This is a genomic window from Methylobacterium aquaticum, from assembly GCF_001043915.1.
Taxonomy (GTDB): domain Bacteria; phylum Pseudomonadota; class Alphaproteobacteria; order Rhizobiales; family Beijerinckiaceae; genus Methylobacterium; species Methylobacterium aquaticum.
The window spans coordinates 1-24,993 of the sequence record NZ_LABX01000048.1 but is presented as its reverse complement, the minus strand read 5'-3'; the positions used below and the strand labels follow the sequence as shown (position 1 = coordinate 24,993).

Here is a 24,993-nt window from a genome sequence, read left to right as displayed (position 1 = left end):
CCGGACAGTCCTGTCGCCTTCGGGGAGAGCCCCGATCACCGGTCGACAGGAAACGACCGTTGGTTCCGTCCGCGGATTGTCGCCAAGGTTCTGACGTGGCATCGGGACTTCGAGCGGGAATCAGCCGCCGGATGCGCCGGCAGCTTCGGCCGTCGGTATTCCGCCTCCATCGCATGCTGAACTCCCCGCCGCGGCGGTCGTTGTTCCTGCGCCTCGCGCCGGAGCCCCCGATGCCCATCCGCTTGACCTGCGCCGCCCTGCTTCTCCTCGCCGCCGCTCTGCCGCTCACGCCCGCGCAAGCCGGCCCGGCGCAGGATTACCAGTACCAGCGCCGGCAGCTCGGCCGCGGCCAGGTCTGCCGGCCGCCGCTGAAATTCGCGGCCGGCGCTTGCGTGCGGCGCTGCCCGGCGGGCTATCAGGACAATGGCGGCTATTGCCGCCTGCGCAACATGGTCCGCTGAAGCCTCCGCCTCATTGGGCCGCCGCCTTGACCAGCGGGCAGCCGCCCTCCGCCAGCGGCCGGAACGCCTCGTCGCCCGGCACGGTGGCGACGAGCTTGTAGAGGTCCCATTCGCCGGTCGATTCCTTCGGGGTCTTCACCTGCATCAGGTACATGTCGTGGACCATGCGGCCATCCTCGCGGATCCGGCCGTTGGTGGCGAACATGTCGTTGACCGGCGTCTGTCGCATCTTGGCGACCACGGTCTTCGCTTCGTCGCTGCCGGCCGCCTGCACGGCCTTCAGGTAGTGCAGCACCGAGGAATAGACGCCGGCCTGATGCATTGTCGGCATCAGCCCGGCCTTCTCTTTGAAACGGGTCGCGAAGGCGCGGGTCTCCGGCGTGCGGTCCCAGTAGAAGGCGGTGGTGAGCAGCAGGTTCTGCGCCACCTCGATGCCGAGGCTGTGGACGTCGTCGATGTTGATGAGCAAGGCGAGCAGGGTCTGGCCGCCCTGGACGATGCCGAATTCGTGCGCCTGCTTGATGGCATTGACGGTGTCGCCGCCGGCATTGGCGAAGGCGATCAGCTTCGAGCCCGACGCTTGCGCCTGGAGCAGGAAAGACGAGAAATCGGCGGTGGCGAAGGGCGCGCGCACCGTGGACAGCACCTTGCCGCCCGATCGCTTCACCTCCGCGACGGCGTCGCGCTCCAGCGCATGGCCGAAGGCGTAATCCGCGGTGACGAAGGCCCAGGTGTCGAGGCCCTTCTTCACCGCGGCGTTCCCGGAGACGTGCGAGAGCGCGTAGGTGTCGTAGGTCCAGTGGATGCCGGTGGGCGAGCATTGCGGGCCGGTGAGGTCCGAGGTGCCGCCGCCCGAGACGATCAGCACCTTGCCCTTCTCCTTGGCGATCTGCTGGACGGCGAGCGCCACCGAGGAGGTCGGCACGTCGAGGATCACATCGACGCCGTCACGGTCGTACCATTGCCGGGCGATGTTGGAGCCGATATCCGGCTTGTTCTGGTGGTCGGCGAAGACGATCTCGATCGGCTTGCCATCGAGGGTGCCGCCAAAGTCCTTCACCGCCATCTCGGCGGCGATCACCGAGCCGCGGCCGGTGGAATCGGCATAGACGCTCGACATGTCGTTGAGGACCGCGAGCTTGACCTTGCCGTCGCTCAGGCGCGGCTCGGCGGCGCTGGCGGGGGCGGCCAGCGCGCAGAGGGACGCGGCGGCGAGCAGCACGGTACGGAGGGGCGTGAAGGGCATCTGGGCGTTCTCCCGGGCGCGTCCCGCTTCTGGTCGAGCGGATCGTGGCGCCGTGAGCCCATCAGAGGGGGTGTGAGGGCGGTAGGCAAGCCGGGACGTTGCAAGGGCAGGGCCCCGAACCCGGGATAACGGGAGTCAACGTTTGGCGCGAAGGCTGCCTCATTGCGCAGGCTGACTCAGTCGGCGGGGTTGAGGAGCCACGCGGATGAGCCTGACGACCCTGGAGTGCCTGCCAAAGCCGCGGGTGGCCACCGCGCCGTCCGGCGTCGCGTCCGGCCCTACGACCACGCCGTGCCCCAGGCGGGCGCTGGCTGACGATCCTGATGAACCGGATCAACCCAGCGCCGTTCTCGGCCGCCGTCGCCGACTGGGTGCGCGAGACCTGGCCGGAGCGGCCCAACCTGATCGCCATCGCCGCCACCATCCGGGCTGCCGGTGCCGATGACCTTCTGGCGCTCAAAGCCAACCAGCCGACCTTGCGGGCCGAGGTCGGGAGCCTGTGTGCCGAGACCTCCCCCGACCGCCTCGACACCGTGACCGTGCACGACAAGGGCCACGGTCGCATCAAACACCGCACGGTCAGCGTGGCACGCGAGACAGATTGGCTCGAAGGATCCGCGCCGCTTTCCGGGCGAGATACGTTCCTCCGTCTCCTCCACCCCGCTCACCGCGGCCCAGGCGGCCGAGGCAGTGCGCGGGCGCTGGGCGATCGAGACCAGCTTGCACGGGGTCCTCGACGTGATCTTCGCTGAGGATTCAGTCCCGCCTGCGCAAGGGCCACGGCGCCCACATCATGGCGGTAGTCCGCCACTTGGCGATCAACCTGGCCCACGACGCCGCCGCAGGCCGAACGCTCACCCCTCGAGCGACGCCGCGAAATTGCCGGATGGAACTCCGCCTCCCTCAACGACGCCCGCGCAGCCGAACCGCGTCACCCTCGCTTCCGAGTCCTGAGGCGGAACCGACGGGGCGCCAGCCGTAGAGCCAGGCGTAGCGCTCGGTCATCTGCACCGGCCCGAGGCGGCCCAGCACCACGTCGCGGGCCGCCGAGAGCAGGGTCCCGGCGTGGTAGATCCGACCGTTGCGGCGCGAATGGGCCTGGATGGTGGCGACCCGCTCGGCCCGGGCCTTGGCGTAGCAGGACAACGCCGCCGGCACCGGCTCGCCAGGGACGAGGCAGGCGGCGAGGACCGCGGCGTCCTCGATCGCCATGGCGGCGCCCTGCGCCAGGAACGGCAACACCGGATGCGCGGCGTCGCCCAGGAGCGCGATCCGGCCGCGGGCCATCGGCCGGGCCGCGGGCCGGTCGACCAGCGACCAGACCAGCCAGGATTCGGGCCGGGCGAGCAGGCCCGCGAGGGCGGGCGCGGCGTCGGCGAAAGCGGCGCGCAGGCGGGCGGGCTCGCCGGGGGCGCCCCATTCCTCGCCGCGCTCCTCGTCCGGCAGCACCGCCACGAGGTTGAGCCGGCGGCCGCCATTGATCGGATAATGCACGACGTGCCGGCCGGGGCCGAGCCACAGGCCGGTCTCGTCGGCGAGGAAGTCCGGCGGCACCCTCTCGCGGGGCAGGGTGGCGCGCCAGGCGGCCTCGCCGCGGGGGCGCAAGGCGCGCCGGTCGAACCGGGCCCGCAATGTGGAGCGCACCCCGTCCGCCGCCACCACGAGGTCGGACGCCAGGGTCTCGCTGCGGCCGCCGTCGCTGGCGAGGCTCAGGGTGGTGCCGGTCGCGGTCTCCTGCACGTCGGTCACGGTGCGCCCGATCGTCAGGCGGATGCCGGGGCGGCCTCGGGCAGCCTCGAGCAGGATGGTCTGGAGATCGGCACGGTGCACCACCCAGTAGGGTGCGCCGAACCGCTCGCGCATCGCCTCGCCCAGCGCGATCTCGCCGATCTCGCGGGCCCCGGTCAGGCTGCGGATCCGCACCCGGGCCGGCTCGCCGGCGACCCGGCGCAAGGGCATCCCGAGGCCCAGTTCGGTCAGGACCCGGCTGGCATTGGGCGAGAGCTGCAAGCCCGCCCCGACCTCGCTGAAGGCGGTGCGGCGCTCGACGAGTGTCACGTCGTGCCCGCGGGCGCTCAGGCACAGGGCCGCCGTGAGCCCGCCGATGCCGGCCCCGACGATCGCGACGCGCAGGCCCGGCCGGTCCGGGACCGGGCGCTGTCCCGGCAGCCGATGATCCTGCGCCAAGGCTTACTCGGCGGCGAGGCGGGCGTGATCGTCCCAGACGCACGAGGCCGGCGCCGCCACGCCGGCCTTCAGGGCCGGGTTGTAGCGGTACAGGGTCGAGCAGTACTGGCAGATGATCTCGTGGTCGGCGCCCATGTCGAGGAAGACGTGGGGATGGTCGAACGGCGGCAGTGCGCCGATGCACATGAACTCCTTCGAGCCGACCTCGATGACCGGAACGCCGTCCTGGTTGTGGAAGTGCGGAACCGCCTTGTCTGCCATCGCCTCAGAGTTCCTGGCTTGCGGGGCAAGCTGCCCCCGGACATCGGGTTCTCCTAGCCCCTCGGGGCCGCCGCGCCTAGGGGATGCGGGCCGGCGGGATGCAGGCGCCGCGGTTTCGTCACGGTCCTGCGACATCCGGGTATCCACGACCATCCACGACAGGAGCGTCGTCGACACGAGAGGATCGCCCGTGACCCGCTTCCCGCCGAGACTCGGCCTCCTCGCCGCCCTTTTCGCCGCCCTCTGCGGCGCGACCCTGATCGGCGCCCCCGCGGCGCAGGCCCAGAGCCGCACCGTGGTCGGCGCCGGGGCCGGCGCGGTCGCGGGCGCCCTGGTCGCCGGGCCGATCGGCGCGGTGGTGGGCGGGGTCGTCGGCGCCGCCTGGGGTGAGTCGTCGAAAGGTCGTCGGCGGGCCGCCCGCCGGGTGCGGCGCCACCACGCGGTGCGGCCGGTGGCGCCGCATCCGGTGCGCGTCGCGCAGCGGGCGCCCGCCCGGCCGCGGGCCTGGGTCGACCCGCAGTGACGCGCGCGCCCTTCCTCCTTGGCTTCGAGGCCGGAAGCGCCTAAACCGGATCTCATCCAGTGACGCGCCAGCAGCATTCCCCGAGCCCCCGATGAGTCGTGACGAGCAGAGTGCGGTCAAGGACAGCCGCCGGCAGGAGCCGCCGATCCACGGCCCCGAGGCGTTCGAGGCGATGCGCAAGGCCGGCCGGCTCACCGCCGAGGCCCTCGACCTGCTGATGGAGGCGGTGGCGCCCGGCGTCACCACCGAGGCGCTCGATCGCCTCGCCTACACCTTCGCGATGGATCACGGCGCGTTCCCGGCCTCGCTGCATTACCGCGGCTATCCGAAATCGATCTGCACCTCGATCAACCACGTCGTCTGCCACGGCATCCCGAACGACAAGCCCCTGCGCGAGGGCGACATCGTCAACCTCGACATCTGCCTGATCGTCGATGGCTGGCACGGTGATTCGAGCCGCATGGCCTATGTCGGGGAGGTGCCCCGCAAGGCGGCGCGCCTGTGCGAGATCACCCATGAGGCGATGATGCGCGGCATCGCGGCGATCAAGCCCGGGGGCACCACCAACGACATCGGCGCGGCGATCCAGGCTTTTGCCGAAGCCGAGCGCTGCTCGGTGGTGCGCGATTTCTGCGGCCACGGCCTCGGCCGCACCTATCACGACGCGCCGACCATCCTGCACTACGTCGAGCCGAGCTACAGCGTCGCCCTGAAGCCCGGCCAGTTCTTCACCGTCGAGCCGATGATCAATCTCGGACGCCCGGCCGTGAAGGTGCTGGCGGATGGCTGGACCGCCGTGACCCGCGACCGCTCGCTCTCGGCCCAGTTCGAGCACACGGTGGCGGTCACCGAGACCGGCGTCGAGATCTTCACCCTTTCGCCCAAGGGGCTGGACAAGCCGCGCGACACCGCCGCCTGACGGTCCGGCCGATGGTCCGCCGCACCACTCCCGGTTTCGCGGAGGCCGGCGCGCCCGCGCCCGGAATCAAGGTTCAGGACGGCAAGGCGGATGAGCCGCATTACCACGGCCATCGCGACCGCCTGCGCGCCCGCTTCGCGCAAGGGGACACGCTGCCGGATTACGAGTTCCTCGAACTGGTGCTGTTTCGCGCCATCCCGCGCCGCGACGTGAAGCCGATCGCCAAGGCGCTGATCGCCCGCTTCGGCAGCTTCGCCGAGGTCATCAGCGCCCCCGCCGAGCGGCTTCTGGAGATCGACGGCATCGGGCCGTCGGTCGTCACCGACCTCAAGATCATGGAGGCGGCGGGGCGGCGGCTGGCCCGGGGTGCCGTGGCCGAGCGCACGTTGCTCTCGTCCTGGGCTGCGGTGATCGATTATTGCCGGGCCGCCATGGCGTTCGCGCAGCGGGAGGAGTTCCGGCTGCTCTTTCTCGACAAGCGCAACCGCCTGATCGCCGACGAGGTGCAGGGCCGCGGCACCGTCGACCATACCCCGGTCTATCCCCGCGAGGTGGTGCGCCGGGCGCTCGAACTCTCCGCCACTGCCCTGATCCTGGTCCACAACCACCCGTCCGGCGATCCGACCCCGTCCCAGGCCGACATCAAGATGACCCGCGACATCATCGCGGTGGCCGGCCCTCTCGGGATCGTCGTGCACGACCACATCATCGTCGGCCGGGACGGCCATGCGAGCTTCCGGGGGCTGAAGCTGATCTGACCGTGTCATCTCCCGAGCGGGGTAGGCGGGTTAACGAAATCCACGTCATCCTCGAGCAGGACAGGGCCGATTCGCGCCGGCCACCAGGCCCGGCCAGATTCTCGCGCAAGATTCACGTGTAAGAGCGTCCATGCCCTCCACCCGCGACACCGCCCGCGACGACCTCGACCCGACGAGCGCGCAGAGCCTCCACGCCGCCCTCTCGGCGGAGATCGCGGAGCACGACCGGCGCTATCACGGCGAGGATGCGCCGACGATCTCGGATGCCGAGTACGACGCCCTGCGGCGCCGGCTGGAGGCGATCGAGGCGCGCTTCCCCGATCTCGCCGGCACCGGCGAGGCGTCGGCCAGCGTCGGCGCCAAGGCGTCGGACAAGTTCGCCAAGGTGCGGCACGCAATGCCGATGCTCTCGCTCGGCAACGCCTTCTCGGACGAGGAGATCGGCGATTTCGTCGAGCGGGTGCGCCGCTTCCTCGGCCTCGGGGCCGAGGAGCCGGTCGCCTTCACGGCCGAGCCGAAGATCGACGGGCTGTCCCTGTCGCTGCGCTACGAGACGGGCCGCCTCGTCACCGCGGCGACGCGGGGCGACGGCGAGGTCGGCGAGGACGTGACCGCCAACGTGCGAACGATCAAGGAGATTCCCGAGGTGCTGGCCGGCCGGGGCTGGCCGGCGGTGTGCGAGGTGCGCGGCGAGGTCTATCTGTCGCACGCCGATTTCGCCGGCATCAATGCCCGCCAGGAAGCGGCCGGCAAGCCGCTCTTCGCCAATCCGCGCAACGCTGCCGCCGGCTCGCTGCGCCAGCTCGATTCCAGCATCACCGCCTCGCGGCCCTTGCGCTTCTTCGCCTACGCGGCCGGCGAGATGTCGTCGCTCCCGGCGGATTCGCAGTTCGAGATGATCGAGGCGTTCCGGGAGTGGGGCCTGCCGGTGAACCCGCTGACGGTCCTGTGCCAGGACGCGGCCGCGATGCTGGCGCATTACCGGATGATCGAGGCGCGTCGCGCCGATCTCGGCTACGACATCGACGGCGTCGTCTACAAGGTCGACGACTTCGCGCTCCAGCGCCGCCTCGGCTTCGTCGCCCGCGCCCCGCGCTGGGCGCTGGCCCACAAGTTCGCGGCCCAGCGCGCCACGACCGTCGTCGAGGCGATCGACATCAATGTCGGGCGCACCGGCTCGCTCAACCCGCTGGCGCGCCTGCGGCCGGTGACGGTCGGCGGCGTGGTGGTGTCGAACGCGACGCTCCACAACGAGGATTACGTCCACGGCGTCGATGCCGACGGCAACCCGATCCGCAGCGGTGTGGCGATCTGGACAGGCCAGGTCCTGCGGGACGATGCCGACCTGACGCAAGGGTCGGATGTGCGCGTCGGCGACACGGTGGTGGTCCTGCGCGCCGGCGACGTGATCCCGAAGGTCGCCGACGTGGTGCTGGAGCGCCGGCCCAAGGACGCTGTGCCCTACCGCTTCCCCGAGACCTGCCCGGCCTGCGGCAGCCACGCGGTGCGCGGCCTCAACCCGCGCACGGGCAAGCTCGACGCGGTGCGCCGCTGCACCGGCGGGCTGATCTGCCCGGCGCAGGGGCAGGAGCGGCTGAAGCACTTCGTCTCGCGAAATGCCTTCGACATCGAAGGCTTCGGCGAGACCTCGATCGAGACCCTGTTCGAGGCCGGCCTGGTGCGCCAGCCCGCCGACCTGTTTCGCCTCGATTTCGAACCCCTGAAGGCCGCCTTGGTGGCGCGGCGCCAGGCTTTGTCGGCCGAGCGGGCGCTCGCCGCCGGCAAGGAGATCAAGAAAGCGGCCAAGAAGAAGGACGACGAGGACAAGGCGATCAAGAACCTGCTCGCCGGGGTCGAGGCACGCCGAACCATCCCGCTCAACCGGTTCATCTTCGCGCTGGGCATCGAGCAGGTCGGCGAGGCCACCGCCAAGGCGCTGGCCAAGCATTTTTCCGACATGCCGGCCCTGATGGCGGGCGTCGCCGCGGCGGCCGCTTGCCAGCCGGGGCCGGACTGGATCGCGCTCGCCAGCCTCAACCGGGTCGGGGCCACCACCCGCGACCGGCTGCTCGACGCCGCACGGGATCCGGAGGTCGATCTCTTGGCCGGCGGCGCGGTGGCCCGCCTGTCGGCGCCGCAGCGCGAGGCCCTGGTCGAGGTCTTTGGTGATTCCGCCGGAGTGCGGGCGGCGGTGGAGCGGGCGGCGGCGCAGGTGCCCGGCGACGCCTACCGGGCGCTCGCCGATGATGGCGAGATCGGTGCGGTCACCACCGCCTCGCTGATCCAGTTCTTCTCCGAGGCGCACAACGTCGCGGCGGTGCAGGCGCTGCTCGCCGAGGTCGAGACCGAGCGGGCGGTGGCCGCGGCGCAAGGAGCGGCGTTCAGCGGCAAGACCGTGGTCTTCACCGGCACCTTGGAAAGGATGACCCGCAGCGAGGCCAAGGCGACGGCCGAGCGTCTCGGCGCCAAGGTCTCGGGCTCGGTCTCGGCCAAGACGGATCTCGTCGTGGCCGGGCCAGGCGCCGGCAGCAAGCTCAAGGATGCCGAGAAGCACGGGGTCAAGGTGGTCTCGGAGGACGAGTGGCTGACGATGGTGGCCAGCGCCTGAAATTCGGCGCCTTCGCGGGGGAGAGCGCGGGCATGACCTGCTCCCGCACCCTCGCGATCGACTTCGAGACCGCCAATGAGCGCCGCGACAGCCCTTGCGCCGTCGGCCTCGCCTGGATCGAGGGCGGCCGGGTGGTGCGGCGGGAATCACGGCTGATCCGGCCGGCGGAGATGCGCTTTGCTCCGGGCAACATCCGGGTCCACGGCATCCGGCCGCGGGACGTGGCGGGGGCGCCGTCCTTTCCGGAGATCGCCGGCAGCCTGGTGCTCGCCCACAATGCCAGCTTCGATGTCGGAGTGCTGGCCGCGACGCTTCAGGCTTACGGATTGCCGCAACCGGCCTATACCTCGCTCTGCACTGTGCAGCTCGCCCGCCGGCACTGGCCGGGGGAGGGCGGCCAGGGACAGGGATCCTACCGGCTCTCGTCGCTGGCCGCCCGCGTCGGCGTGACGTTTCGCCACCATGATGCCGGCGAGGACGCCTATGCCTGCGCGGAGATCGCACTCGCGGTGATGCGGGAGGCCGGCGCGCCGGACATCGCCAGCCTCGCGCGACGCCTGGGCCTTGCCCGCGAGCGGGCCGGGGAGGGCGTGCGCGCGCCCGACGGCATCGCCGCCCGGGCGCTGCGCGGGGTGGCGCCGAGCCGCACCCGCGCGCCGCTGCTCCATTTCGTCGTTCGTGGCAGCACCGGCACGCCCTACGACGTGCGGCTGGTCGAGGGCCGCGGCGGTCCGCGCCTGCGTTGCTCCTGCGCCGGGGCGCGGTTCCGGCCCGATTGCCGGCATGTCAGGGCCCTGGCCAACGGCGAGATCGACGCGCTCTTGTCGGACAATCCGGGGGATGTGGCGGCGTTGGCCGAGTTGCTGCGGGTGGGATGAACGCCCCGCAGAACATCGCAGCACCCCGGCTCCAGACACGACAAAGGCGGGTCCGCGCTCGCGCGCGGCCCGCCTCGTACAGTGACGGCGGTCTGGAGGTGACCCGCGGCCGTTAATGGGCTTCGCGGACGGCCACGGTGTTCGGCGTCAGGCCGAAGCGCTCGGCGAGGTGCCAACGCAGCTCGCGCGAGGAGTGGTAACCGTAGCTCTTGTCGATCAGATGGCTCACGTCGATCGGGCTCTTGCCCTCGCCGAAACGGCTGATCTGGTCAACATGAAAGGTTGTGCCGTCGTTGAAGACGGAGGGCGCGCCGTCGCGCCGGGTGAATTCGAACAACATGATGTCTTTTCTTCTATCGTTGCGGCGCTCCGCCAGGGAGCGACTGTGCGTGGCAGGCGGCCCTGTGGCCGCCGGCGGAGCGTGCGATGAGCCCGCAGGCTCATGACGCTCCTTTGCGGCCTAGGTTCCGCCACCTTAACGGGATTATCGTTAAGGCCGCGTAAACCTGGGCCGATCGGTCGCCCTCAGGCGACCTGTAGGTTCACGGCCGACATCTTCGTGCTGTCGCGCCGGTCGGCCTGAAGCTCGTAGGAGACCTTCTGGCCCTCGACGAGGCCGCGCAGGCCAGCCCGCTCCACCGCGGAGATGTGGACGAACACGTCCTTGCCCCCGTTATCCGGCTGGATGAAGCCGAAGCCCTTCTGGTCGTTGAACCACTTGACAGTACCAGTATTCACGCGGTCGTCCTCGTCTCGTTAGAAGTCGCAGCGGGCCGCCCTCAAGGGTGAGAGCAGCGCGGCGCGACGGCGCCAATTGTTCGGGAGGGGGCTCGTGTTCGCGAGGCCTGAAAGCCCATGCGTGGCTCAATCGCCCGGCGCCCGCCCGTTGCCGCTGAACCCCATGTAGGAACCCACTCTGTCCGGAACAAGGCAGGGTGGCCGGATCGGTACGGATTGCCGTCAGCGGTTGGTACGCCCGCGCTGGTTCGGGTCGACCCCGCCCTGCGGCGTGGCATCGTTGCCCACGTCACCCTCGTCGGTATTGTCCCCGGCAAGATCCTGGGGATCACCGCCGGACATCGTCATGCCCTTCGAGGTGCCGATGCCGGGATTCCCCTTCAGGTCGGCATCGGTGGGGGTGGTGGTCTTCGGCTGCTTGGAGGTCATGCGGGTGCTCCTGGTCGGGGCCCGCTCAACGGTTGAGGGCCTGCTCCAGTTCGGTGCGGGTCATGCGCGAGCGGCCCTTGATGGTCCGGCGCCGGGCCTCGTCGTAGAGGGCGGCGCGGGTCGCATGGGACCGCGTGTCGCGCTCCTTGGCCCGGGTGCGGCGGACATTCGCCCGGTTGTCGGCCGGGCTTTCCTGCGTCGAGGCGCCGGCCTCGCGCAAGGCAATAGCGAGGGCCTGCCGGCGGTCGGTCACCGGTTCGCCGTCGCGCCGCTCCAGGGCGCCGTCCTTGAAGGCGTGCATCACCCGGGCGATCGTACCCTTCTGGGCTTTGGTGGTCGCCTGCGTCGTCTTGTGCGTGTGGCCATGGCGTCATCCGCGCGTCTGCGGGCGCTCGAGCGCCCGTCTTCGGCGGATCAACGCCGGCGAGGCCGAGGGCGTTTCGGATGGCGCAGCCCGGCCATACGTGGAATTCCCTGTCGCGTCCGGGAGATTGCTCCCATATACGGACGACATTGCGCAGTGTCGGACGCTCCATGGCGGGTATCTCGGTTTCCCTCGAAGGTTCCAACATCCAGCTCTCGTTCCAGAAGGACGACCAGGCGACCGCGGTCATCATGGATGCGAGCGCGGCCCGCGCCCTCGTGCGCGCGGTGGGCCAGCTCCTCACGGTCATGCACGAGCCGGACGAGGCCGAGGCGGACGATCTCGGCGACGACGAGGCGGCGATGCTGGACGTGACCTCCCCGGCGATCGAGGTCGGCACAGACGAGCAGGGTCAGGCGGTGGTGGCGCTCCAGGCCGGTGGATTGCCGCCGTTCCAGCTCCGCCTCACCGACGAGGAGGCGCGGCACGTCGCCACTTCCTTGAACGAGATCCTGGCGGCCCCGCGCGACGTGCGCAGCTCGCATGGCGGGCACTGACAGCGGGCACTGATCGGGACGGACGCAGCGCGGATCCGGCCGAAATCGCCCTCAGGAAACCGGGGCCAGGTCGCCTTGTCCGTCGGACCCGAGGACCGGCCGGCGTTGTCGCCGTTCCCTGCGTGCCCCATCTGTGGTGCGACATCATCACCGCAGGAGGCCCACGATGCGCTTCGAACTCTACCGGGACGGCAAGGGCGAGTGGCGCTGGCGCCTGCGGGCCGAGAACGGCGAGGTGGTGGCCGATTCGGGCGAGGGCTATGTCCGCCGCGAGGATTGCGAGCATGGAATCGCCCTGGTGAAGGGGGCGACCAACGCGCGGGTGGTCGACATGACGCTCAAGATGGCCTGACAGCCGCGAGCGACCTCACGCTGCCTCGGAGCCGAGTTTCCGGACACCGGCGCCAGCCGCGAGCGAGGCCGAGGCGTCGCGGATGTCCAGGACGGCGCGGCGGCGGTTCGCGCCGACGTCGAGGATGAGGCCGAGCTTGACCTCTTGGCGACCGGCACGTCGGCGCAACGCACATCCCGGAGAAGGGCCGGATCTCTCCCATCCGGCTCGGCCTAGCCAGGCTGACGAACCGTTCGTTCGCCCCACCCGGTGTCCAGACTCCGCTCTGCCATCACCGTGCCGGCATGGACCGTGTCCGTGACGCGCATCTGTCGATCATCTCCTGCCGGGACAGCCGCGAACCGACAGTGGCAACGTGTCGTCAAGCATCGACCAACGCTTGGGGCGGTGGTTCGGCGCGAGCCGCGCAACGCTTTTCCGCTCCCGCGCGTTTCAGCCGTCCACGCCTCCCTCCGGAGGCCCGCACGAGTAAGGACCGACGACGTGCTGAAGACCGTGATGCTGGCCGCTGGCCTGATCCTGGGCGGCGTTGCCGCCATGCCGCAGGGCGTGATCGCCGCTCCCCTGACCGAGACCGCCGCCGCGCCCGACATCTCCGCGGTCCCGACCACCTGGGCGCAATACGGCTACGGCTATGGCCGCCACCGCCATTGGGGACCCCGCCACGGCTATTACGGCCACCGTCGCCATTTCGGGCCGCGCTATGGCTTCGGGGGCCCGCGCCACTGGGGTCATCACCGGCATTGGGGCCACCACCGCGGCTGGGGTCACGGCCCGCGCGGCTATTATCGCGGTTTCTGAACCGTCTCGCCGGCCGGCAGCCCCATCCGGGGCGGCCGTGCCGCATTCTCGCCGCATCCATGACCTTGGCTGTACAAGCCTGGCCGTTCCGGCGGCCTGGCGTGGCATCTTGAGCGGGAATGCCCAATGGGCAGGCCCGCCCCACAACCAAGGGAAACCGGAATGCCGCACAGCATCGCAGAGCGCCGCCGGCGCGTCGAAGCGCAGCTTCAGGACTACGAGCGGGCCCTCGCGGAGATCCGCTCATCCGCGGGGCTGGGGGCCAACAGCCGCGCCCTCCAGCTCCAGCATGCCCGCCTGATCTCGCAGGCACGCAGCGAACTGGCCTCTCTCGACGTCGAAGAGGCCACCCTTTAAGCAGACGTGCGTTGGCAGGCCAACGCTTCGTCGGCTTAGGTTCTTGTTTGATCGCGGTTTTTTGCCGCTGGGCCGGTGATCACTTCGGCGAAACCTGCTTGGCAGCGGACGCCGTCAGGTCCCCCGGCTCCTACGGCGCGGGATCGTCCAGGGCAGTCCGCGCCGCGTCGTACAGGTCCACGACATCCTCCGGGTAGATTTGCTCCAGTTGGATTTGCGAGGCGGGATTCGCCAGCTCAGCCCGCGACCACCAGCGGTGCTCGGCCAGGACCTCGACCTCGTGGGCCGTCCAGCCATCGCGCGAGAGGAGATCGCTCTCGGCCCGCACGGCGAAGAAGCGCTCCCGTGCCTGGACCCACTCGCCATCCACCAGCCGCATCGTGAAGGTGCGCTCGCCGATCTCCGGGGCCGCCGCCGGGCAGAGCAACCCGGTCTCCTCGCGCAATTCCCGGATGGCGGCGTCGACGAAACTTTCCCCCGGCTCGACGGCGCCGCCCGGCGTCGCCCAGTATGCCTCGCCGGCCAGCGCTCCGGTGCGGAAGACGAAGCGGAACAGGAGCAGGCGGTCCTCCCCGTCGAGGACGAGGAGCCGGGAGGCGGGGCGCTCGCGCATCACGCTCTCAATGGTAGGGGTCGGCCGCATCGCGCAGCCCGTCGCCGAGGAAGTTGAAGGCGAGCACCACGATCACTACCGGCAGAATCGGCGCCAGCAGCCAGGGATGAAGCTGCACCGCCGCGAGATTCTGCGCCTCGTTGAGCAGCACGCCCCAGCTCGTCACCGGCGGGCGCAGGCCGAGACCCAAGAACGACAGGGCCGTCTCGCCGAGGATCATCGAGGGGATCGACAACGTTGCCGACGCGATCAGGTGGCTCATGAAGTTCGGGATCAGGTGCCGGGCGATGATCCGGCTCTTCGAGGCGCCCATCAGCTCGGCGGCGCGGACGTAATCCTCCTCGCGCAGCGCCAAGAGCTTCGAGCGCACGGCGCGGGCGAGGCCCGGCCAGTCGAGGAGCCCGAGGATCAGCGTGATGCCGAAGAAGACCAGGATCGGGCTCCAGTTCGGCGGCAGGGCCGCCGAGAGGGCGAGCCAGAGCGGTAGCTCGGGCAGCGAGCGCAGGATCTCGATCATGCGCTGGATCACGTTGTCGACCCAGCCGCCGAGATAGCCGGCAAGCCCACCGAAGAACAGCCCGAGGGCGAAGGAGACCGCGATGCCGACGAGGCCGACGGTGAGCGAGATCCGCGTGCCCGAAATGATCCGCGAGAGCAGATCCCGTCCGAGCCGGTCGGTGCCGAGCAGGAACATCGTCCCGTCCTTCGGCGGGCAGACGACGTGCCAGTCCGTATCGATCAGGCCCCAGAAGGAATAACCTTCGTCGCGGCAGAAGAAGCGCAGAGGTTGCACCCTACTCCGATCGACCGTGTAGTCGCGGTGGAAGGTCTCGATGTTGAAGGTGAAGTGGTACGGATGAGTATAGGGCCCGACGAAGCGGCCCTCGTGAAACAGGTGGATCGATTGCGGCGGGGCGTAGAGGTAGTCACCGTGGCGCTTGGCCGGGTTGTAGGGCGCGATCACCTCGACGAAGGGGATCAGCGCGTAGAAGGCGATCAGGATCAGACCCGCCGCCACCGCCACGCGGTGCTTGCGGAACTTCCACCAGGTCAGGCGCCAGGACGAGGCGCGGTCGACGGCGCTGCTTTCCGCTCCGACCGGCTCGGTCCGGCCGGGATCGAACGGGACGGTGTCGACGAAATGGTGCGGCCGGTCCCGCAGTTCCCGACTCATCGACCGTCCCCTCCGAGGCGGATGCGCGGATCGAGCCAGGCGAGCAGCAGGTCGGAGATCAGCATGCCGATCACCGTGAGCATCGCCACGAACATCAGGATGAACCCGGCCAGGAACTGGTCCTGGCTCTTGAGGGCGGCGAGCAGGATCGGCCCGACGGTGGGCAGGCTCAGCACCAGCGACACCAGCACCGACCCCGAGACCAGATGGGGCAGGAGGTTGCCGATATCGGCGATGAACGGGTTGAGCGACATCCGGAACGGATATTTCAAAAGCGCCCGGGTCGGCGGCAGGCCCTTGGCGCGGGCGGTGACGACGTATTGCTTGCCCAATTCGTCGAGGAGGTTGGCCCGCATCCGCCGGATCATCGCGGCGGTGCCGCCCAACCCGATCACCAGGGTCGGGACGACGAGATGGGCGAGCAGCGAGCGCACCTTCTCCCAGGTCCAGGGCAGGCCCGAATAGGCGCTGTCGTAGAGCCCGCCGATCGACACCTCGAACCAGCGGTTGGCGTAGAACAGCATCACCAGCGCCAGCAGGAAGGACGGGGTGGCGAGCCCGATATAGCCGATGAAGGTCGCGACGTAGTCGCCGATCGAGTATTGCCGCGTCGCCGAGTAGATGGCGATCGGGATCGACACCAGATGGACGAAAATCACCACCGCCAGGTTGACGACGAGGGTCAGCCAGAGCGCGTCGCCCACCACCTCCCGCACCGGGCGGTCATACTCGAACGACCAGCCCCAATTGCCCTGGATCAGGCCGTTGAAGGCGCCCTCGGGATTGGGCCATAGCCCGACCCAGCGCAGGTACTGCTCCCAGACCGGGCGGTCGAGGCCGTATTGCTGCATCAGGAACTGCGCCTTGGCGACCGAGGCCGCCTCGCCCTGCGAGCGGAGCTCGGCGATCTGGTTGGTGAGGAAGTCGCCCGGCGGCAGCTTGATGATGACGAAGACCACAGCCGAGATGATGAGCAGCGTGACCGCCATGGTGATGAAGCGGCGGGCGAGGTAGCGGATCACCGCGACGCCTCCTTCGGGTTCGGCCCCCAGAAGAACTGGTCCATGCGGTAGATTCCGATCAAGGCGGTCGGCTTCCAGCTATAGGTCTGCGTGTCGGGCACGTTGCGGAGCCGGGTCTTGGCGACGACCGGCTGGAGCGCGCCCGAGACGGTGCCGATCACCCACTGGTTCTCGGCGCGGTTCTTGAGCATCTCGCCCCAGATCGCCGCCTGCTCGGCATTGTCGGCCGTCGCCATCCAGCGGGCGTTGAGATCGATCAGCGCTTTCGCCTCGGGGATGTCGCAAGGCTCGCCCTCCTTGCCCCGCGTCTCGACGTACTGGCCCCATTTCGGCCAGGCATACGTATCCTGGTGGACCGGGGCGAGCTCGTCGGGCGACATCTCGGCGGTCGGCATCGCCAGATCGAGTCCTTGCGCCGCCACCATCACGGAGGCGCCCGAATAGGCGCGGTTGCGCAGGACCGTGCGGTCCTGCGGCTTGACGAACAGCTTGACGCCGACCTCGCGCCAGAACTCGGAGATCAGGGTCAGCCCGTCGGTGAGCATGCTGCTCTCGCCATCGGTCTCGACCACGATCTCCAGCTCGCGCCCGTCCGGCAGCAGGCGGATGCCAGCGCCATTGCGCTGCGTCAGCCCGATCTCGTCGAGGAGGCGGGAGGCCTGGGCCGGATCGTAGCCGGCATAGAGGGTGCGGTATTCCGGCTTGTAGAGCGGGCTCTTCTCCACCACCGTGTCGTTGCCCTCGGTGCCCAGCCCGAACAGCAGGGCATTGTTGAGGGTGCGCCGGTCGATGGCGAGCGACAGGGCGCGGCGGTAGCGCAGGTCGCGGTTGAGGTTGCGCCAGACCGGATCGGTGACGGTCAGGTTGGGGTAGAGCGCCAGTTCCGAGCCGCGGGCGGTGGGCCAGAGATGGGTCCGGTAGCCCTTGGCCCGCTCGCCCTCGCGCAGGATCGGGATGTCCTCCATGTTGAGACCGCGGAACAAGAGGTCGGCCTCGCCGGCATTGGCCTTGGCGGCAAGCAGGCCGCCGGCCGAGACATCCATGTTGACTTTGTCGATGTAAGGGAGTTGCTGCCCGTTGCTGTCGACACGGTGGTAATAGGGATTGCGCACGAAGACGAAGCGTGCTGCCGGCGCGGTGTTGGTGACCCGCCAGGGCTGGAGCGTCGGCAGGTCGGGATTGGTCTGCTCGAACATCGCGTCGAGCCGGTTGTGGAGCGCCGCCCAGCCCTTGACCTTGGCCTGCTTCACCAGCGGCTCGATCTCGGCCTTCGGGGTGTAGCGGGCGTGAAACCTCTTCAGGTAATGCGCGGGCCGATAGATGAAGGGATCGCGCGGCGAGGCCAGTTCCGGCAGGAAGCGGGGATTCGGCTTGTCCCAGGTGAAGCGGACATGCAGCGGGTCGATCACCTCGAAACGCGGCGGCTGCCCATCGACCATCATGAATTCCGGCGGGCCGGACGGGCTCAGCTCCTTGTTGAGGGCGACGTCCTCCCACCAGTAGCGAATGTCCTCCGCCGTGAACGGCTGGCCGTCGGACCAGCGATGGCCCTCGCGCAAGGTGAAGGTGTAGATCCGATCGCCGTCGTTCTCGAACTTTTCCAGAATGTCGGCCTTGAGCGCCAAGGTCTCGTCGTAGCCGACGAGACGGGTGTAGCTGTAGGTCGAGATGTAGCGAATGTCCCGGGCCTTCGAGACCAGCGTGACGATGTCGCCGCCGGGCTTGCCGATCTGGCGCCCTTGCGCGGTGGAATCGACGACCAGGGGTTGCTTGGGCAGGCGGTCGGAGGCGGACTCGGCGAGGGCAGGGGAGACAAGCAGCGGAAGCAGAACGGACAGAACGGCGACGCGCGCCCAACCCTCCGCCCTCTGCGGGGGAGGGTGGCCCCCGGAGGGGGCCGGGAGAGGGGACGCCGCTTCCGGAGAGGTCGCGACCATTCCCAAGGGCGCTCCCTGGATCGGCGTCGCGCTGCCCCTCTCCCGCCCCGCATCCGCGGGGCGCCCTCCTCCGCAGAGGGGAGAGGGTTCAGCAGCGGCAGCGCTCCTGAAAAGATCTTGGAACCGAACCGTCATGTCCCGTCCCTCCCGTGCAGGCGCACCCAGGTGAGGCGGGTGGGCGAGTAGCCGGTCGCGGCGTGCAGGTCGTCGAAGGCGTGGGTGGCGGCGATGGCCGCGCGGGCGGCTGTCGCCTCCGGGTCGTCGGGCCGGTAGACAAATTCCCGGCCGTTGCGGCGCCAGCGCACCGGCTCGCCGGAGCGGGGCGCGGTCAGCATCGCGATGGTGGGAAACGCCGGCCCCCCATGGGCGTGGAGGCGGTGGGCCGCGGCGTCGTCGTCGAAGATCAGCCGCGTCAGGCCGCGCTCGCGGGCCTCCAGCACCCGGCGGGCCTGGCTGATATGGTCGTCGAAGAAGCCCACCGTCTGGTCAGGGTCGAGGCGCGGCAGGCTAACACTCGACCAGTCGACGGCGTGGTAGCGGGCGCGCGGGTCGCGGTAGCGCAGGCCCGAGAGGTCGGGATCGAAGCAGAAGATCTCGGCCTGCGGGCAGGCCTGCCGCATCACCCAGGTGGTCAATCCGCGAAACACGCCCGATTCGACGATCACCTCGGGCGAGAGCGCCCGCATCAGCACGTAGAGCTGGAGCGCGCCGTTGAACCCGTTGCCGCCGCGCTTCTGCGCGACCGGCGCCATGGCGATCAGGTCCCAGAAGGTCGCCACGGCGGGGGCAGCGCCGCCGGGCAGCGACAGCCCGGCTTCGGCCAGGTCGTGGTCGAGGCGCGCGGCGGCGCCTGCGATCAGCGCGTCGGTCTCGGGGCCGGAGAGCGGGCGGTGATTCCAGTCGGAGACCGCCGGAACGAGATCGTAGCCGAGCCGGTCGAACAGGCGGCCGAGGAAGCGGCGGCGCAGCCGCTCGACGAAGGGGTGGGGACGGAGGGCGGCGCCGTGGGACATCGGGGGCTCTTGAAACACGGTTAGGCGGCGTGCTGGAGCACCGGGCCGGCAACCCGGACGCGATGCCCAGGCTCGATCTCGGTCATGGTCCCGGCGGCACCGCCGGTGAGGCGGTACGGCTCGGGCCAGCTCGCCGGATCGGAGAAGCGGTCGCTCATCAGCAGCTTGAGATCGAGGGGATGGTCGAGATCGGGTTCCGGGACAGCGGCGAGGAGCGCCCGGGTGTACGGGTGGGCCGGGTTCCGGAAGAGGGCCTCCTTCGGCGCCTCCTCGACGATGTAGCCCCGGCACATGACGGCGATCGTGTCGGCGATGTAATCGACCACCGCGAGGTTGTGGGAGACGAACAGGTAGGAGACGCCGAGGCTCGCCTGCAAATCCTTCAGCAGGTTGAGCACCTGGGCCTGGACCGAGACGTCGAGGGCCGAGACCGGCTCGTCGCAGAGCAGCACCCGGGGCTTGAGGGCGAGCGCCCGGGCGATGCCGAGGCGCTGGCGCTGGCCGCCCGAGAAGGCGTGCGGGTAGCGACGCAGGGACGACTGGTCGAGCCCGACCATGTCCAGGAGTTCCTTGGCGCGCTCGTAGCGCTCGTCCGAGCTGCCGATGCCGTGGATGCGCAGGGGCTCGGTCAAGAGTTCGTAGACCGTCATGCGCGGGTTGAGCGACGAGAACGGGTCCTGGAACACGAACTGCGCCGCGCGGCGGAAGTCCTTCAGCTCCCGGTCCTTGAGGGCGAAGACGTCGCGCGGGCCGCGGCCCGACCCGTCGTCGAAGGTGACGGTGCCGGCATCGGGCCGCAGCGCCCGCATCACCACCTTCGAGAGGGTGGTCTTGCCGCAGCCCGATTCGCCGACGAGGCCCAGCGTCCGGCCCGGATGCAGCGAGAGCGACACACCGTTGACGGCATTGACGGTGCGGGTCTGGCCCTTGAACCAGCCCGAGCGCAGGGTGAAGGACTTGCGCACCCCCTCGATGGCGAGGAGCGGCCCGGCCGGATCGGGCGCATGCGGCTCGCCGGCCTTGCGGGCGAGCACCGCGCTCCTTACCTCGCGGATCGGGGTCAGGCGCTCGCCGGGCGCCATGTGGAACCGGGGCACCGCCCGCATCAGCGCCTTGAGGTAGGGATGGCCGGGACGGCGAAAGATGTCCTCCCGCGCGCCCGCCTCCATCACGCGGCCACGATACATCACCACCACGTCGTCGGCCATGTTGGCGACGACGCCGAGATCGTGGGTGATGAGCAGCATCGCCATGCCGGTCTCGGCCTGCAAGTCGCGCATCAACTCGAGGATCTGGGCCTGGGTCGTCACGTCGAGGGCGGTCGTCGGCTCGTCGGCGATGAGGAGGGCGGGCTTGGTGATGAGCGCCATGGCGATCATCGCGCGCTGGCGCAGGCCGCCCGACAACTCGAACGGATAGGTCACGAGCGCCCGCCTCGGGTCGGGGAAGCCGACGCGCTCGAACACCTCAATCGCCCGGGCCTTGGCCTGGTCGGCCGACACGTCGGCATGGAGCCGCAGCGCCTCGGTGACCTGGTCGCCGACCGTGTGGAGCGGCGACAGCGAGGTCATCGGCTCCTGGAAGATCATCGCGATCCGTCCGCCACGGAGCGACTGCATCCGGGCGGAATCGGGTTTCAGGGCCGCGATGTCGGTGCCGCCCGCGGGACCGGAGGGATCCTGGAGGCGGATCGCACCGCCGGTGATTCGGGCGACCTTGGGCAGGATCTGGAGGATCGCCTGGGCGGTGACCGACTTGCCCGAGCCCGATTCGCCGACGAGGGCGACGGTCCGGCCCGCCGGCACGTCGAGGGACAGGCCGTCGACGGCCCGGAACGAGCCGGTATCGGTGGTGAAATCGACCGTGAGGTCGCGGATCGACAGGAGCGGTGCCGTCATCCTGGGCCGTGCTGTCCTCTCGGGCGCGGGGGCGTCCCCGGACCTTCACCGGAAGATAGGGTTCGTTTGTGACACGGGCGACGCCGTGGGCGCAAACAAAGCGGCGGCCCGCGACATTCTGAATGCCTGGTCTTTCGCAGCGTGAGAGGCGAGGCGATCGAGGAGGCGCTCGCACAAATCCCAGGTCGCCTCGTCCTGCACGAGGTGGTGGGTGAGGAGGCCGACCGGGCCGCCCTCCGCCACCGCCCGGGCGGCACGGTCGATCACCCAGGCCGGATCGGCGCACCCGCCGCCGACGCGCCAGGCGATCGGATCGATCGCGGCATGGGCCTGGATGAGGCCTGGCACCGCGGGCAGGGGATGGGCCGCCGAGAGGCCGCGATAGAAGAGGGCCGGCAGGGTCGCGGGCAGGTCGGGCGCGAGGCGGTTCCAGGGCGGCACCAGCACCGGCAGCAGGCGGGGGCCGAGGCGCGCCTCGGCGAGGGCCAGAGCGGCCGCCGCGTCGGCCTTCAGCGTCGCGAGGGGCCGGTGCGGACCGAACTCCGCCTTCCTGGAGTCGGCGGGGGCGTGGTTGGCGTGGGCGAGCCCGTGGACCAGGAGATCCACATCCGCTTCATCGGCGACCCGTGCCGCCAGCGACGGCTCGGCCCGGGCCGGCACCGCCGCGATGGCAACCGGCCAGCCGGTTCGCGCCGCCAGGGCGAGCAGGCGGTCGAGGGCGGCGGTGTGGGCGGTGGCGTCGTCGTCGCGCCACCACAGGGGGGTGATGCGGCCTTCATCGGCCGCGCGGGCGAGGGCGTCGATGAGGGGGGTGATGTCGAAGGAGGTATGGAGGCAAGGCGCCTTCGCCTCCCCGGGCGATCCCGGGCTTGCCCGGTATCGCTGCACGTTGTGGGGAGGGGCCAGGGATGGGGGTGGTGCCCCATCTGGCTCGGCGGTGCCTCCCGCACCACCCCCATCCCTAAGCAGACTTGCGTTGGCAGGCCAACGCTTCGTCCGCTTAGTCTCTTGTTTGACCGCAGATTTTTGCCGCCGAACCGGTGACCACTTCGGCGAAATCTGCTCAGCCCCTTCCCACAAGGGGGAGAGGAGGTGCTTCGCCTCGCGATCTGGAAGATCCGATTCGACGCTCGCCAGCATCCCCTCCACGATCGCCACGCTCCGCCGCGCGCCGTCGCGGGCGATGGCGTGATCCGTGGCTCGCGGCGGCGCGGCCAGGACCGCCTGCGCGAGGCGTTCGGCCGTCAGCTCGCGCTCCGGCAGCACCCGTGCGAGGCCGTGGGCCGCCAGGCTCTCGGCGCGCAGGCGCTGCTCGGTCTCGTGGCCGGCCTCGAACGGCACCAGCAGCGCCGGGCAGCCACCATGCAGGAGATCCAGCACCGTGTTGTAGCCGGCCTGGCTGACCGAGAGGGCGGCCCGCGCCAGGAGCGCGCGGAAATCCGGCCGGGCCCGTTCGACGACCGCATTCGGCGGCGCCGCCGCGGCGAGCGCGTCGAAGGCGGGCTCCGGCACCGCGCGGCCGACGAGGATGCGCCAGGACAGGCCGGGCGTCCGCGCCGCCGCCGCGACCGCCGCTTCCTGCAACGGCAGCCCGGCGGCACTGGAGCCGCCCGAGACCACGATGCCGGACCGCGAACCGGCGGGGGCCGAGACAGCCTCGGCCTCGTCGACGTATCCGGTATAATGCAGACGTGCCGCGACCTCGGGCCCGACCGGCCAGGAGGCGTCGAGGGGCAGGAAGGCCGGATCGCCGTGGACCAGCACCGCGTCGTAGGCGTCGAGGCGCTTATGGGTGGCGGCGATCCGCTCCGGGCGGCTCGGGGTCGCCAGGATGTCGCGGATCGAGGCGAGGAGCAGGGGGCGCGGCGTGGCCGCCCGCACGGCCGCGACCAGCGCCTCGAATTCGGGCGCCAGCACCCGGCGGCCGAACGGGTAGAGTTCGGTGATGACCGCGTCCGGTGCGGCCTCCGCGACGGCGGCGAGCAGGGCGTCGCGGCGGGCCGCCAGGTGCTCCGGGGTCACCGGCATGCCCTCCGGATCGAGGAGCGCCGTGAAGGCGGTGCCGGTGATCCTCACCGGCGGCAACGGCACCAGGCGGATACGGTCGAGGCGCGGCAGCGTCACCGGCATGCCGCCGGAGACCAGCGTCACGGTGTGCCCGGCTCCCGCGAAGGCCCGCGCCAGGGAGACCGCCCGGGTGAGATGCCCGGCCCCGAGGAGATGGGTGACGACGATCAGGACCCGGCTCATGCGCGCCCCCGAAGCAGCGGGGCGAGCGCCGCGCGAAGCCGCGCCGCGGCGGCGATCAGCCCGCGCTGGTGGCGGGCGAAGGCGAGGGCAGCGCTGCGCATCGCCGCCAGGGTGTCGGGCGCCCCGGCGAGATCGCGGATCGCGGCGGCCAGCGCCGCGGCGTCGCCCGGTGGCGCCACCCGGCCGGTCACGCGGTCGCCGACCACGTCCGGCACCCCGCCATAACCACCGGCCACCACCGGGCAGCCATGGGCCTGCGCTTCCAGCAACGCCATCCCGTAGGCTTCGTTGACGGCCGGCCAGACCAGGAGGTCGGCGGCGGCGTAGAGGTGCGAGAGGCCGGCGGGCGCCAGGGCGCCGTGGCAACGCACCCGATCGCCGAACGGCGCCAGCAGGGACGCGACCTCCATCGCGGCCGGCCCGTCCCCGGCCACGTCGAGAATCCAGGGACGGTCGCCGAGCTGCGCCAGGGCCTCGGCCAGCAAGCGGTAGGAGGCGAGCTTGTCGCCCTCCCGCATCATCGCGACGGTGACGAGGCGCAAGGGGCCGGGCGCCCGCACGGCCTCCGTCAGCGGCCACTCGGCCGGATCGAGGAAGGGCGGCAGGTCGGTGATGACTTGCCCCTCCGGCCGCGCCGCCTCCAAGGCCGGCCGGTCGCGGCGGTTCATGACCAGGATCAAGTCGGCGGCGTCGAGGGCGGCCTCGGCCCCGGCATGGCCGAGGGCGTGCGGGCCGGCCGCGCGCTTGCCCGCCCGCGAGCCCTCCGCCACCACGTAGGGGATGCGGAGCGCCCGCGCCACCGCCGGGCCGATCCAGTCCGGCGCCTTGTAGTAGACGTGGTAGCTGAACCAGAGGGCGGGCGGATCGGCCCGGTAGGCGGCGATCAGGCGCCCGGCCTCCGCCCGGGATTCCGCTCGCAGGGCTGGATGCCGCGACCCCTCGGGATCGCGGGTGCGGAGCGTGCTGGCAAGCTCCGGCGCGAAGCCGGCCGCGGCCAGCGCCCGCATGAGCAGCCGCGCCATCGTGCGCTCGCCGGAGGGGACCGGGTGATCGGGAGCCTTCAGGGGCGCGTAGAAGGCGATTCGGCTCATCGCCCCGCGGCGTCCCGGAGAAGCCGGGCCACCGTCTCGAACCCGGCCTCGGCGCCGAACTCGGCCCGGAGGCGGGCCAAGGCCGCCGCGGCGAGGCGGGCGCGCTCGTCGGGATCGCGGGCGAGCAGGTTGATGGCGTTCGAGAGGGCTCCCCAGTCGCCCGGCGGCACCAGCCGGCCCTCGATGCCGTCGCGAAGAAATTCCGGGATGCCGGCGAAGTCGGTGGCGACCACCGCCAGGCCCTGGGACGCCGCTTCCATGATGACGTTGGGCAGCCCGTCGCGGTCGCCGGAGGGCGCGCGCTTGGCCGGCAGCACGAACAGGTCGGCCTCGCGCAAGAGCGTCACCACCTCGGGCTGGGGCTTCGCGCCGAGAAACATCACCTTTTGCGACAGGCCGAGGGCCGCGGCCTTCTCGCGCAGCGACGGCAATGCCTCGCCGCCGCCGAGATGGGCGAGGCGCCAATGCAGGTCGGGGGGCAGGGCGGCGAGCGCGTCGAGGAGGTCGTCGAACCCCTTCTTCGCCACCGCCCGGCCGACGGTGACGAGGCGCAAGG

27 protein-coding genes and 1 pseudogene are annotated in these 24,993 nt (G+C 70.7%); 11 read left to right on the top strand and 17 right to left on the bottom strand.

From position 1 onward, the window contains the following. The first annotated feature begins 230 nt into the window (after positions 1–230). Positions 231–461 carry a hypothetical protein gene (locus tag VP06_RS06680; protein WP_048463073.1) on the top strand — a complete coding sequence of 77 codons (231 nt, stop codon included), beginning with the start codon at positions 231–233 and terminating at the stop codon, positions 459–461. 10 nt (positions 462–471) lie between these two features. On the opposite strand, the gene VP06_RS06675 is transcribed toward VP06_RS06680, so the two are convergent. Beyond that, positions 472–1,707, bottom strand: coding sequence for an ABC transporter substrate-binding protein (locus tag VP06_RS06675; protein ID WP_048463045.1), 1,236 nt, complete (start codon positions 1,705–1,707; stop codon positions 472–474). Between the two features lie 410 nt (positions 1,708–2,117). On the opposite strand from VP06_RS06675, the pseudogene VP06_RS06670 reads away from it, so the two are divergent. Further along, positions 2,118–2,600: pseudogene (locus VP06_RS06670) on the top strand (transposase); the annotation flags it as partial. A gap of 10 nt (positions 2,601–2,610) precedes the next feature. Here the strand turns inward: VP06_RS06670 and VP06_RS06665 are convergent. Beyond that, entirely contained in the window at positions 2,611–3,894 is a 1,284-nt protein-coding gene (locus tag VP06_RS06665; protein WP_425350890.1) for an FAD-dependent oxidoreductase, read from the bottom strand. A 3-nt stretch (positions 3,895–3,897) separates the two neighbouring features. Further along, entirely contained in the window at positions 3,898–4,155 is a 258-nt protein-coding gene (locus VP06_RS06660; protein WP_048463044.1) for a zinc-finger domain-containing protein, read from the bottom strand. 190 nt (positions 4,156–4,345) lie between these two features. Between VP06_RS06660 and VP06_RS06655 the strand changes: the two genes are divergently transcribed. The 5 genes from VP06_RS06655 to VP06_RS06635 all read left to right on the top strand — a co-directional run bounded on the left by VP06_RS06655 (position 4,346) and on the right by VP06_RS06635 (position 9,841). Continuing rightward, positions 4,346–4,678 carry a DUF456 family protein gene (locus tag VP06_RS06655; RefSeq protein ID WP_156295484.1) on the top strand — a complete coding sequence of 111 codons (333 nt, stop codon included), beginning with the start codon at positions 4,346–4,348 and terminating at the stop codon, positions 4,676–4,678. Positions 4,679–4,769: 91 nt separating this feature from the next. Beyond that, a complete protein-coding gene (gene map, locus VP06_RS06650) occupies positions 4,770–5,597 on the top strand; it encodes a type I methionyl aminopeptidase (RefSeq protein ID WP_048463043.1) in 828 nt (275 codons plus the stop codon). Between the two features lie 11 nt (positions 5,598–5,608). Further along, on the top strand, positions 5,609–6,355 hold the full coding sequence (radC, locus tag VP06_RS06645; RefSeq protein WP_048463042.1) for a RadC family protein: 747 nt from the start codon (positions 5,609–5,611) through the stop codon (positions 6,353–6,355). Between the two features lie 130 nt (positions 6,356–6,485). Then, positions 6,486–8,963: an NAD-dependent DNA ligase LigA gene (gene ligA, locus VP06_RS06640; RefSeq protein WP_048463041.1), complete on the top strand. Its 2,478-nt coding sequence runs from the start codon at positions 6,486–6,488 to the stop codon at positions 8,961–8,963. Between the two features lie 32 nt (positions 8,964–8,995). Then, complete coding sequence (locus VP06_RS06635) at positions 8,996–9,841, top strand: 3'-5' exonuclease (RefSeq protein ID WP_048463070.1); 846 nt, start codon at positions 8,996–8,998, stop codon at positions 9,839–9,841. Positions 9,842–9,953: 112 nt separating this feature from the next. On the opposite strand, the gene VP06_RS06630 is transcribed toward VP06_RS06635, so the two are convergent. From VP06_RS06630 to VP06_RS06615, 4 genes are all read right to left on the bottom strand, one after another. Continuing rightward, on the bottom strand, positions 9,954–10,181 hold the full coding sequence (locus VP06_RS06630) for a hypothetical protein (RefSeq protein WP_048463040.1): 228 nt from the start codon (positions 10,179–10,181) through the stop codon (positions 9,954–9,956). Positions 10,182–10,366: 185 nt separating this feature from the next. Beyond that, on the bottom strand, positions 10,367–10,579 hold the full coding sequence (locus tag VP06_RS06625) for a cold-shock protein (protein ID WP_048429112.1): 213 nt from the start codon (positions 10,577–10,579) through the stop codon (positions 10,367–10,369). A gap of 222 nt (positions 10,580–10,801) precedes the next feature. Then, positions 10,802–11,008, bottom strand: coding sequence for a hypothetical protein (locus VP06_RS06620; protein WP_048463039.1), 207 nt, complete (start codon positions 11,006–11,008; stop codon positions 10,802–10,804). Positions 11,009–11,033: 25 nt separating this feature from the next. Beyond that, the gene (locus VP06_RS06615; protein WP_048463038.1) at positions 11,034–11,309 is read right to left on the bottom strand and encodes a hypothetical protein; all 276 of its coding nucleotides are present in this window, start codon (positions 11,307–11,309) and stop codon (positions 11,034–11,036) included. A gap of 233 nt (positions 11,310–11,542) precedes the next feature. Between VP06_RS06615 and VP06_RS06610 the strand changes: the two genes are divergently transcribed. After that, complete coding sequence (locus tag VP06_RS06610) at positions 11,543–11,929, top strand: hypothetical protein (protein ID WP_048463037.1); 387 nt, start codon at positions 11,543–11,545, stop codon at positions 11,927–11,929. Positions 11,930–12,095: 166 nt separating this feature from the next. Further along, the gene (locus VP06_RS06605; RefSeq protein WP_048432187.1) at positions 12,096–12,281 is read left to right on the top strand and encodes a YegP family protein; all 186 of its coding nucleotides are present in this window, start codon (positions 12,096–12,098) and stop codon (positions 12,279–12,281) included. A gap of 15 nt (positions 12,282–12,296) precedes the next feature. On the opposite strand, the gene VP06_RS36025 is transcribed toward VP06_RS06605, so the two are convergent. Further along, entirely contained in the window at positions 12,297–12,449 is a 153-nt protein-coding gene (locus VP06_RS36025) for a hypothetical protein (RefSeq protein ID WP_156295483.1), read from the bottom strand. A 315-nt stretch (positions 12,450–12,764) separates the two neighbouring features. Between VP06_RS36025 and VP06_RS06600 the strand changes: the two genes are divergently transcribed. Next, entirely contained in the window at positions 12,765–13,082 is a 318-nt protein-coding gene (locus VP06_RS06600; RefSeq protein ID WP_048463036.1) for a hypothetical protein, read from the top strand. 162 nt (positions 13,083–13,244) lie between these two features. Further along, entirely contained in the window at positions 13,245–13,439 is a 195-nt protein-coding gene (locus VP06_RS06595; RefSeq protein WP_048463035.1) for a hypothetical protein, read from the top strand. A 130-nt stretch (positions 13,440–13,569) separates the two neighbouring features. Here VP06_RS06595 and VP06_RS06590 read toward each other — a convergent pair whose 3' ends face one another. The 9 genes from VP06_RS06590 to VP06_RS06550 form a co-directional block, all read right to left on the bottom strand. Next, positions 13,570–14,052 carry an NUDIX hydrolase gene (locus VP06_RS06590; protein ID WP_048463034.1) on the bottom strand — a complete coding sequence of 161 codons (483 nt, stop codon included), beginning with the start codon at positions 14,050–14,052 and terminating at the stop codon, positions 13,570–13,572. A gap of 7 nt (positions 14,053–14,059) precedes the next feature. After that, a complete protein-coding gene (locus tag VP06_RS06585; RefSeq protein ID WP_048463033.1) occupies positions 14,060–15,226 on the bottom strand; it encodes an ABC transporter permease in 1,167 nt (388 codons plus the stop codon). After that, a complete protein-coding gene (locus VP06_RS06580; protein ID WP_048463032.1) occupies positions 15,223–16,248 on the bottom strand; it encodes an ABC transporter permease in 1,026 nt (341 codons plus the stop codon). The genes VP06_RS06585 and VP06_RS06580 overlap by 4 nt, the downstream gene beginning before the upstream one ends. Next, entirely contained in the window at positions 16,245–18,185 is a 1,941-nt protein-coding gene (locus tag VP06_RS06575) for an ABC transporter substrate-binding protein (protein ID WP_082167219.1), read from the bottom strand. Before VP06_RS06575 ends, VP06_RS06580 begins: the two co-directional genes overlap by 4 nt. 131 nt (positions 18,186–18,316) lie before the next feature. Beyond that, entirely contained in the window at positions 18,317–19,198 is an 882-nt protein-coding gene (locus tag VP06_RS06570; protein ID WP_048463031.1) for a hypothetical protein, read from the bottom strand. Positions 19,199–19,218: 20 nt separating this feature from the next. After that, positions 19,219–21,096: an ABC transporter ATP-binding protein gene (locus VP06_RS06565; protein WP_048463030.1), complete on the bottom strand. Its 1,878-nt coding sequence runs from the start codon at positions 21,094–21,096 to the stop codon at positions 19,219–19,221. A gap of 45 nt (positions 21,097–21,141) precedes the next feature. Further along, complete coding sequence (locus tag VP06_RS34545; RefSeq protein ID WP_082167218.1) at positions 21,142–23,346, bottom strand: glycosyltransferase; 2,205 nt, start codon at positions 23,344–23,346, stop codon at positions 21,142–21,144. Beyond that, positions 23,343–24,437, bottom strand: a complete 1,095-nt coding sequence (locus tag VP06_RS06555; RefSeq protein ID WP_048463029.1) for a glycosyltransferase family 4 protein — start codon at positions 24,435–24,437, stop codon at positions 23,343–23,345. The genes VP06_RS34545 and VP06_RS06555 overlap by 4 nt, the downstream gene beginning before the upstream one ends. Next, a partial coding sequence (locus tag VP06_RS06550) for a glycosyltransferase (RefSeq protein ID WP_048463028.1) occupies positions 24,434–24,993 on the bottom strand: 560 nt, incomplete at its 5' end. The genes VP06_RS06555 and VP06_RS06550, both read right to left, overlap by 4 nt.

What these genes read in the sequence shown, in the direction of transcription:
- VP06_RS06680 (WP_048463073.1), top strand. Translation starts at nt 231, where the DNA reads ATGCCCATCCGCTTGACCTGCGCCGCCCTGCTTCTCCTCGCCGCCGCT.
- VP06_RS06675 (WP_048463045.1), bottom strand. Translation starts at nt 1,707, where the DNA reads ATGCCCTTCACGCCCCTCCGTACCGTGCTGCTCGCCGCCGCGTCCCTC.
- VP06_RS06660 (WP_048463044.1), bottom strand. Translation starts at nt 4,155, where the DNA reads ATGGCAGACAAGGCGGTTCCGCACTTCCACAACCAGGACGGCGTTCCG.
- map (WP_048463043.1), top strand. Translation starts at nt 4,770, where the DNA reads ATGAGTCGTGACGAGCAGAGTGCGGTCAAGGACAGCCGCCGGCAGGAG.
- radC (WP_048463042.1), top strand. Translation starts at nt 5,609, where the DNA reads ATGGTCCGCCGCACCACTCCCGGTTTCGCGGAGGCCGGCGCGCCCGCG.
- ligA (WP_048463041.1), top strand. Translation starts at nt 6,486, where the DNA reads ATGCCCTCCACCCGCGACACCGCCCGCGACGACCTCGACCCGACGAGC.
- VP06_RS06635 (WP_048463070.1), top strand. Translation starts at nt 8,996, where the DNA reads ATGACCTGCTCCCGCACCCTCGCGATCGACTTCGAGACCGCCAATGAG.
- VP06_RS06630 (WP_048463040.1), bottom strand. Translation starts at nt 10,181, where the DNA reads ATGTTGTTCGAATTCACCCGGCGCGACGGCGCGCCCTCCGTCTTCAAC.
- VP06_RS06620 (WP_048463039.1), bottom strand. Translation starts at nt 11,008, where the DNA reads ATGACCTCCAAGCAGCCGAAGACCACCACCCCCACCGATGCCGACCTG.
- VP06_RS06615 (WP_048463038.1), bottom strand. Translation starts at nt 11,309, where the DNA reads ATGCACGCCTTCAAGGACGGCGCCCTGGAGCGGCGCGACGGCGAACCG.
- VP06_RS06610 (WP_048463037.1), top strand. Translation starts at nt 11,543, where the DNA reads ATGGCGGGTATCTCGGTTTCCCTCGAAGGTTCCAACATCCAGCTCTCG.
- VP06_RS06605 (WP_048432187.1), top strand. Translation starts at nt 12,096, where the DNA reads ATGCGCTTCGAACTCTACCGGGACGGCAAGGGCGAGTGGCGCTGGCGC.
- VP06_RS06595 (WP_048463035.1), top strand. Translation starts at nt 13,245, where the DNA reads ATGCCGCACAGCATCGCAGAGCGCCGCCGGCGCGTCGAAGCGCAGCTT.
- VP06_RS06590 (WP_048463034.1), bottom strand. Translation starts at nt 14,052, where the DNA reads ATGCGCGAGCGCCCCGCCTCCCGGCTCCTCGTCCTCGACGGGGAGGAC.
- VP06_RS06585 (WP_048463033.1), bottom strand. Translation starts at nt 15,226, where the DNA reads ATGAGTCGGGAACTGCGGGACCGGCCGCACCATTTCGTCGACACCGTC.
- VP06_RS06575 (WP_082167219.1), bottom strand. Translation starts at nt 18,185, where the DNA reads ATGGTCGCGACCTCTCCGGAAGCGGCGTCCCCTCTCCCGGCCCCCTCC.
- VP06_RS06570 (WP_048463031.1), bottom strand. Translation starts at nt 19,198, where the DNA reads ATGTCCCACGGCGCCGCCCTCCGTCCCCACCCCTTCGTCGAGCGGCTG.
- VP06_RS06565 (WP_048463030.1), bottom strand. Translation starts at nt 21,096, where the DNA reads ATGACGGCACCGCTCCTGTCGATCCGCGACCTCACGGTCGATTTCACC.
- VP06_RS34545 (WP_082167218.1), bottom strand. Translation starts at nt 23,346, where the DNA reads ATGAGCCGGGTCCTGATCGTCGTCACCCATCTCCTCGGGGCCGGGCAT.
- VP06_RS06555 (WP_048463029.1), bottom strand. Translation starts at nt 24,437, where the DNA reads ATGAGCCGAATCGCCTTCTACGCGCCCCTGAAGGCTCCCGATCACCCG.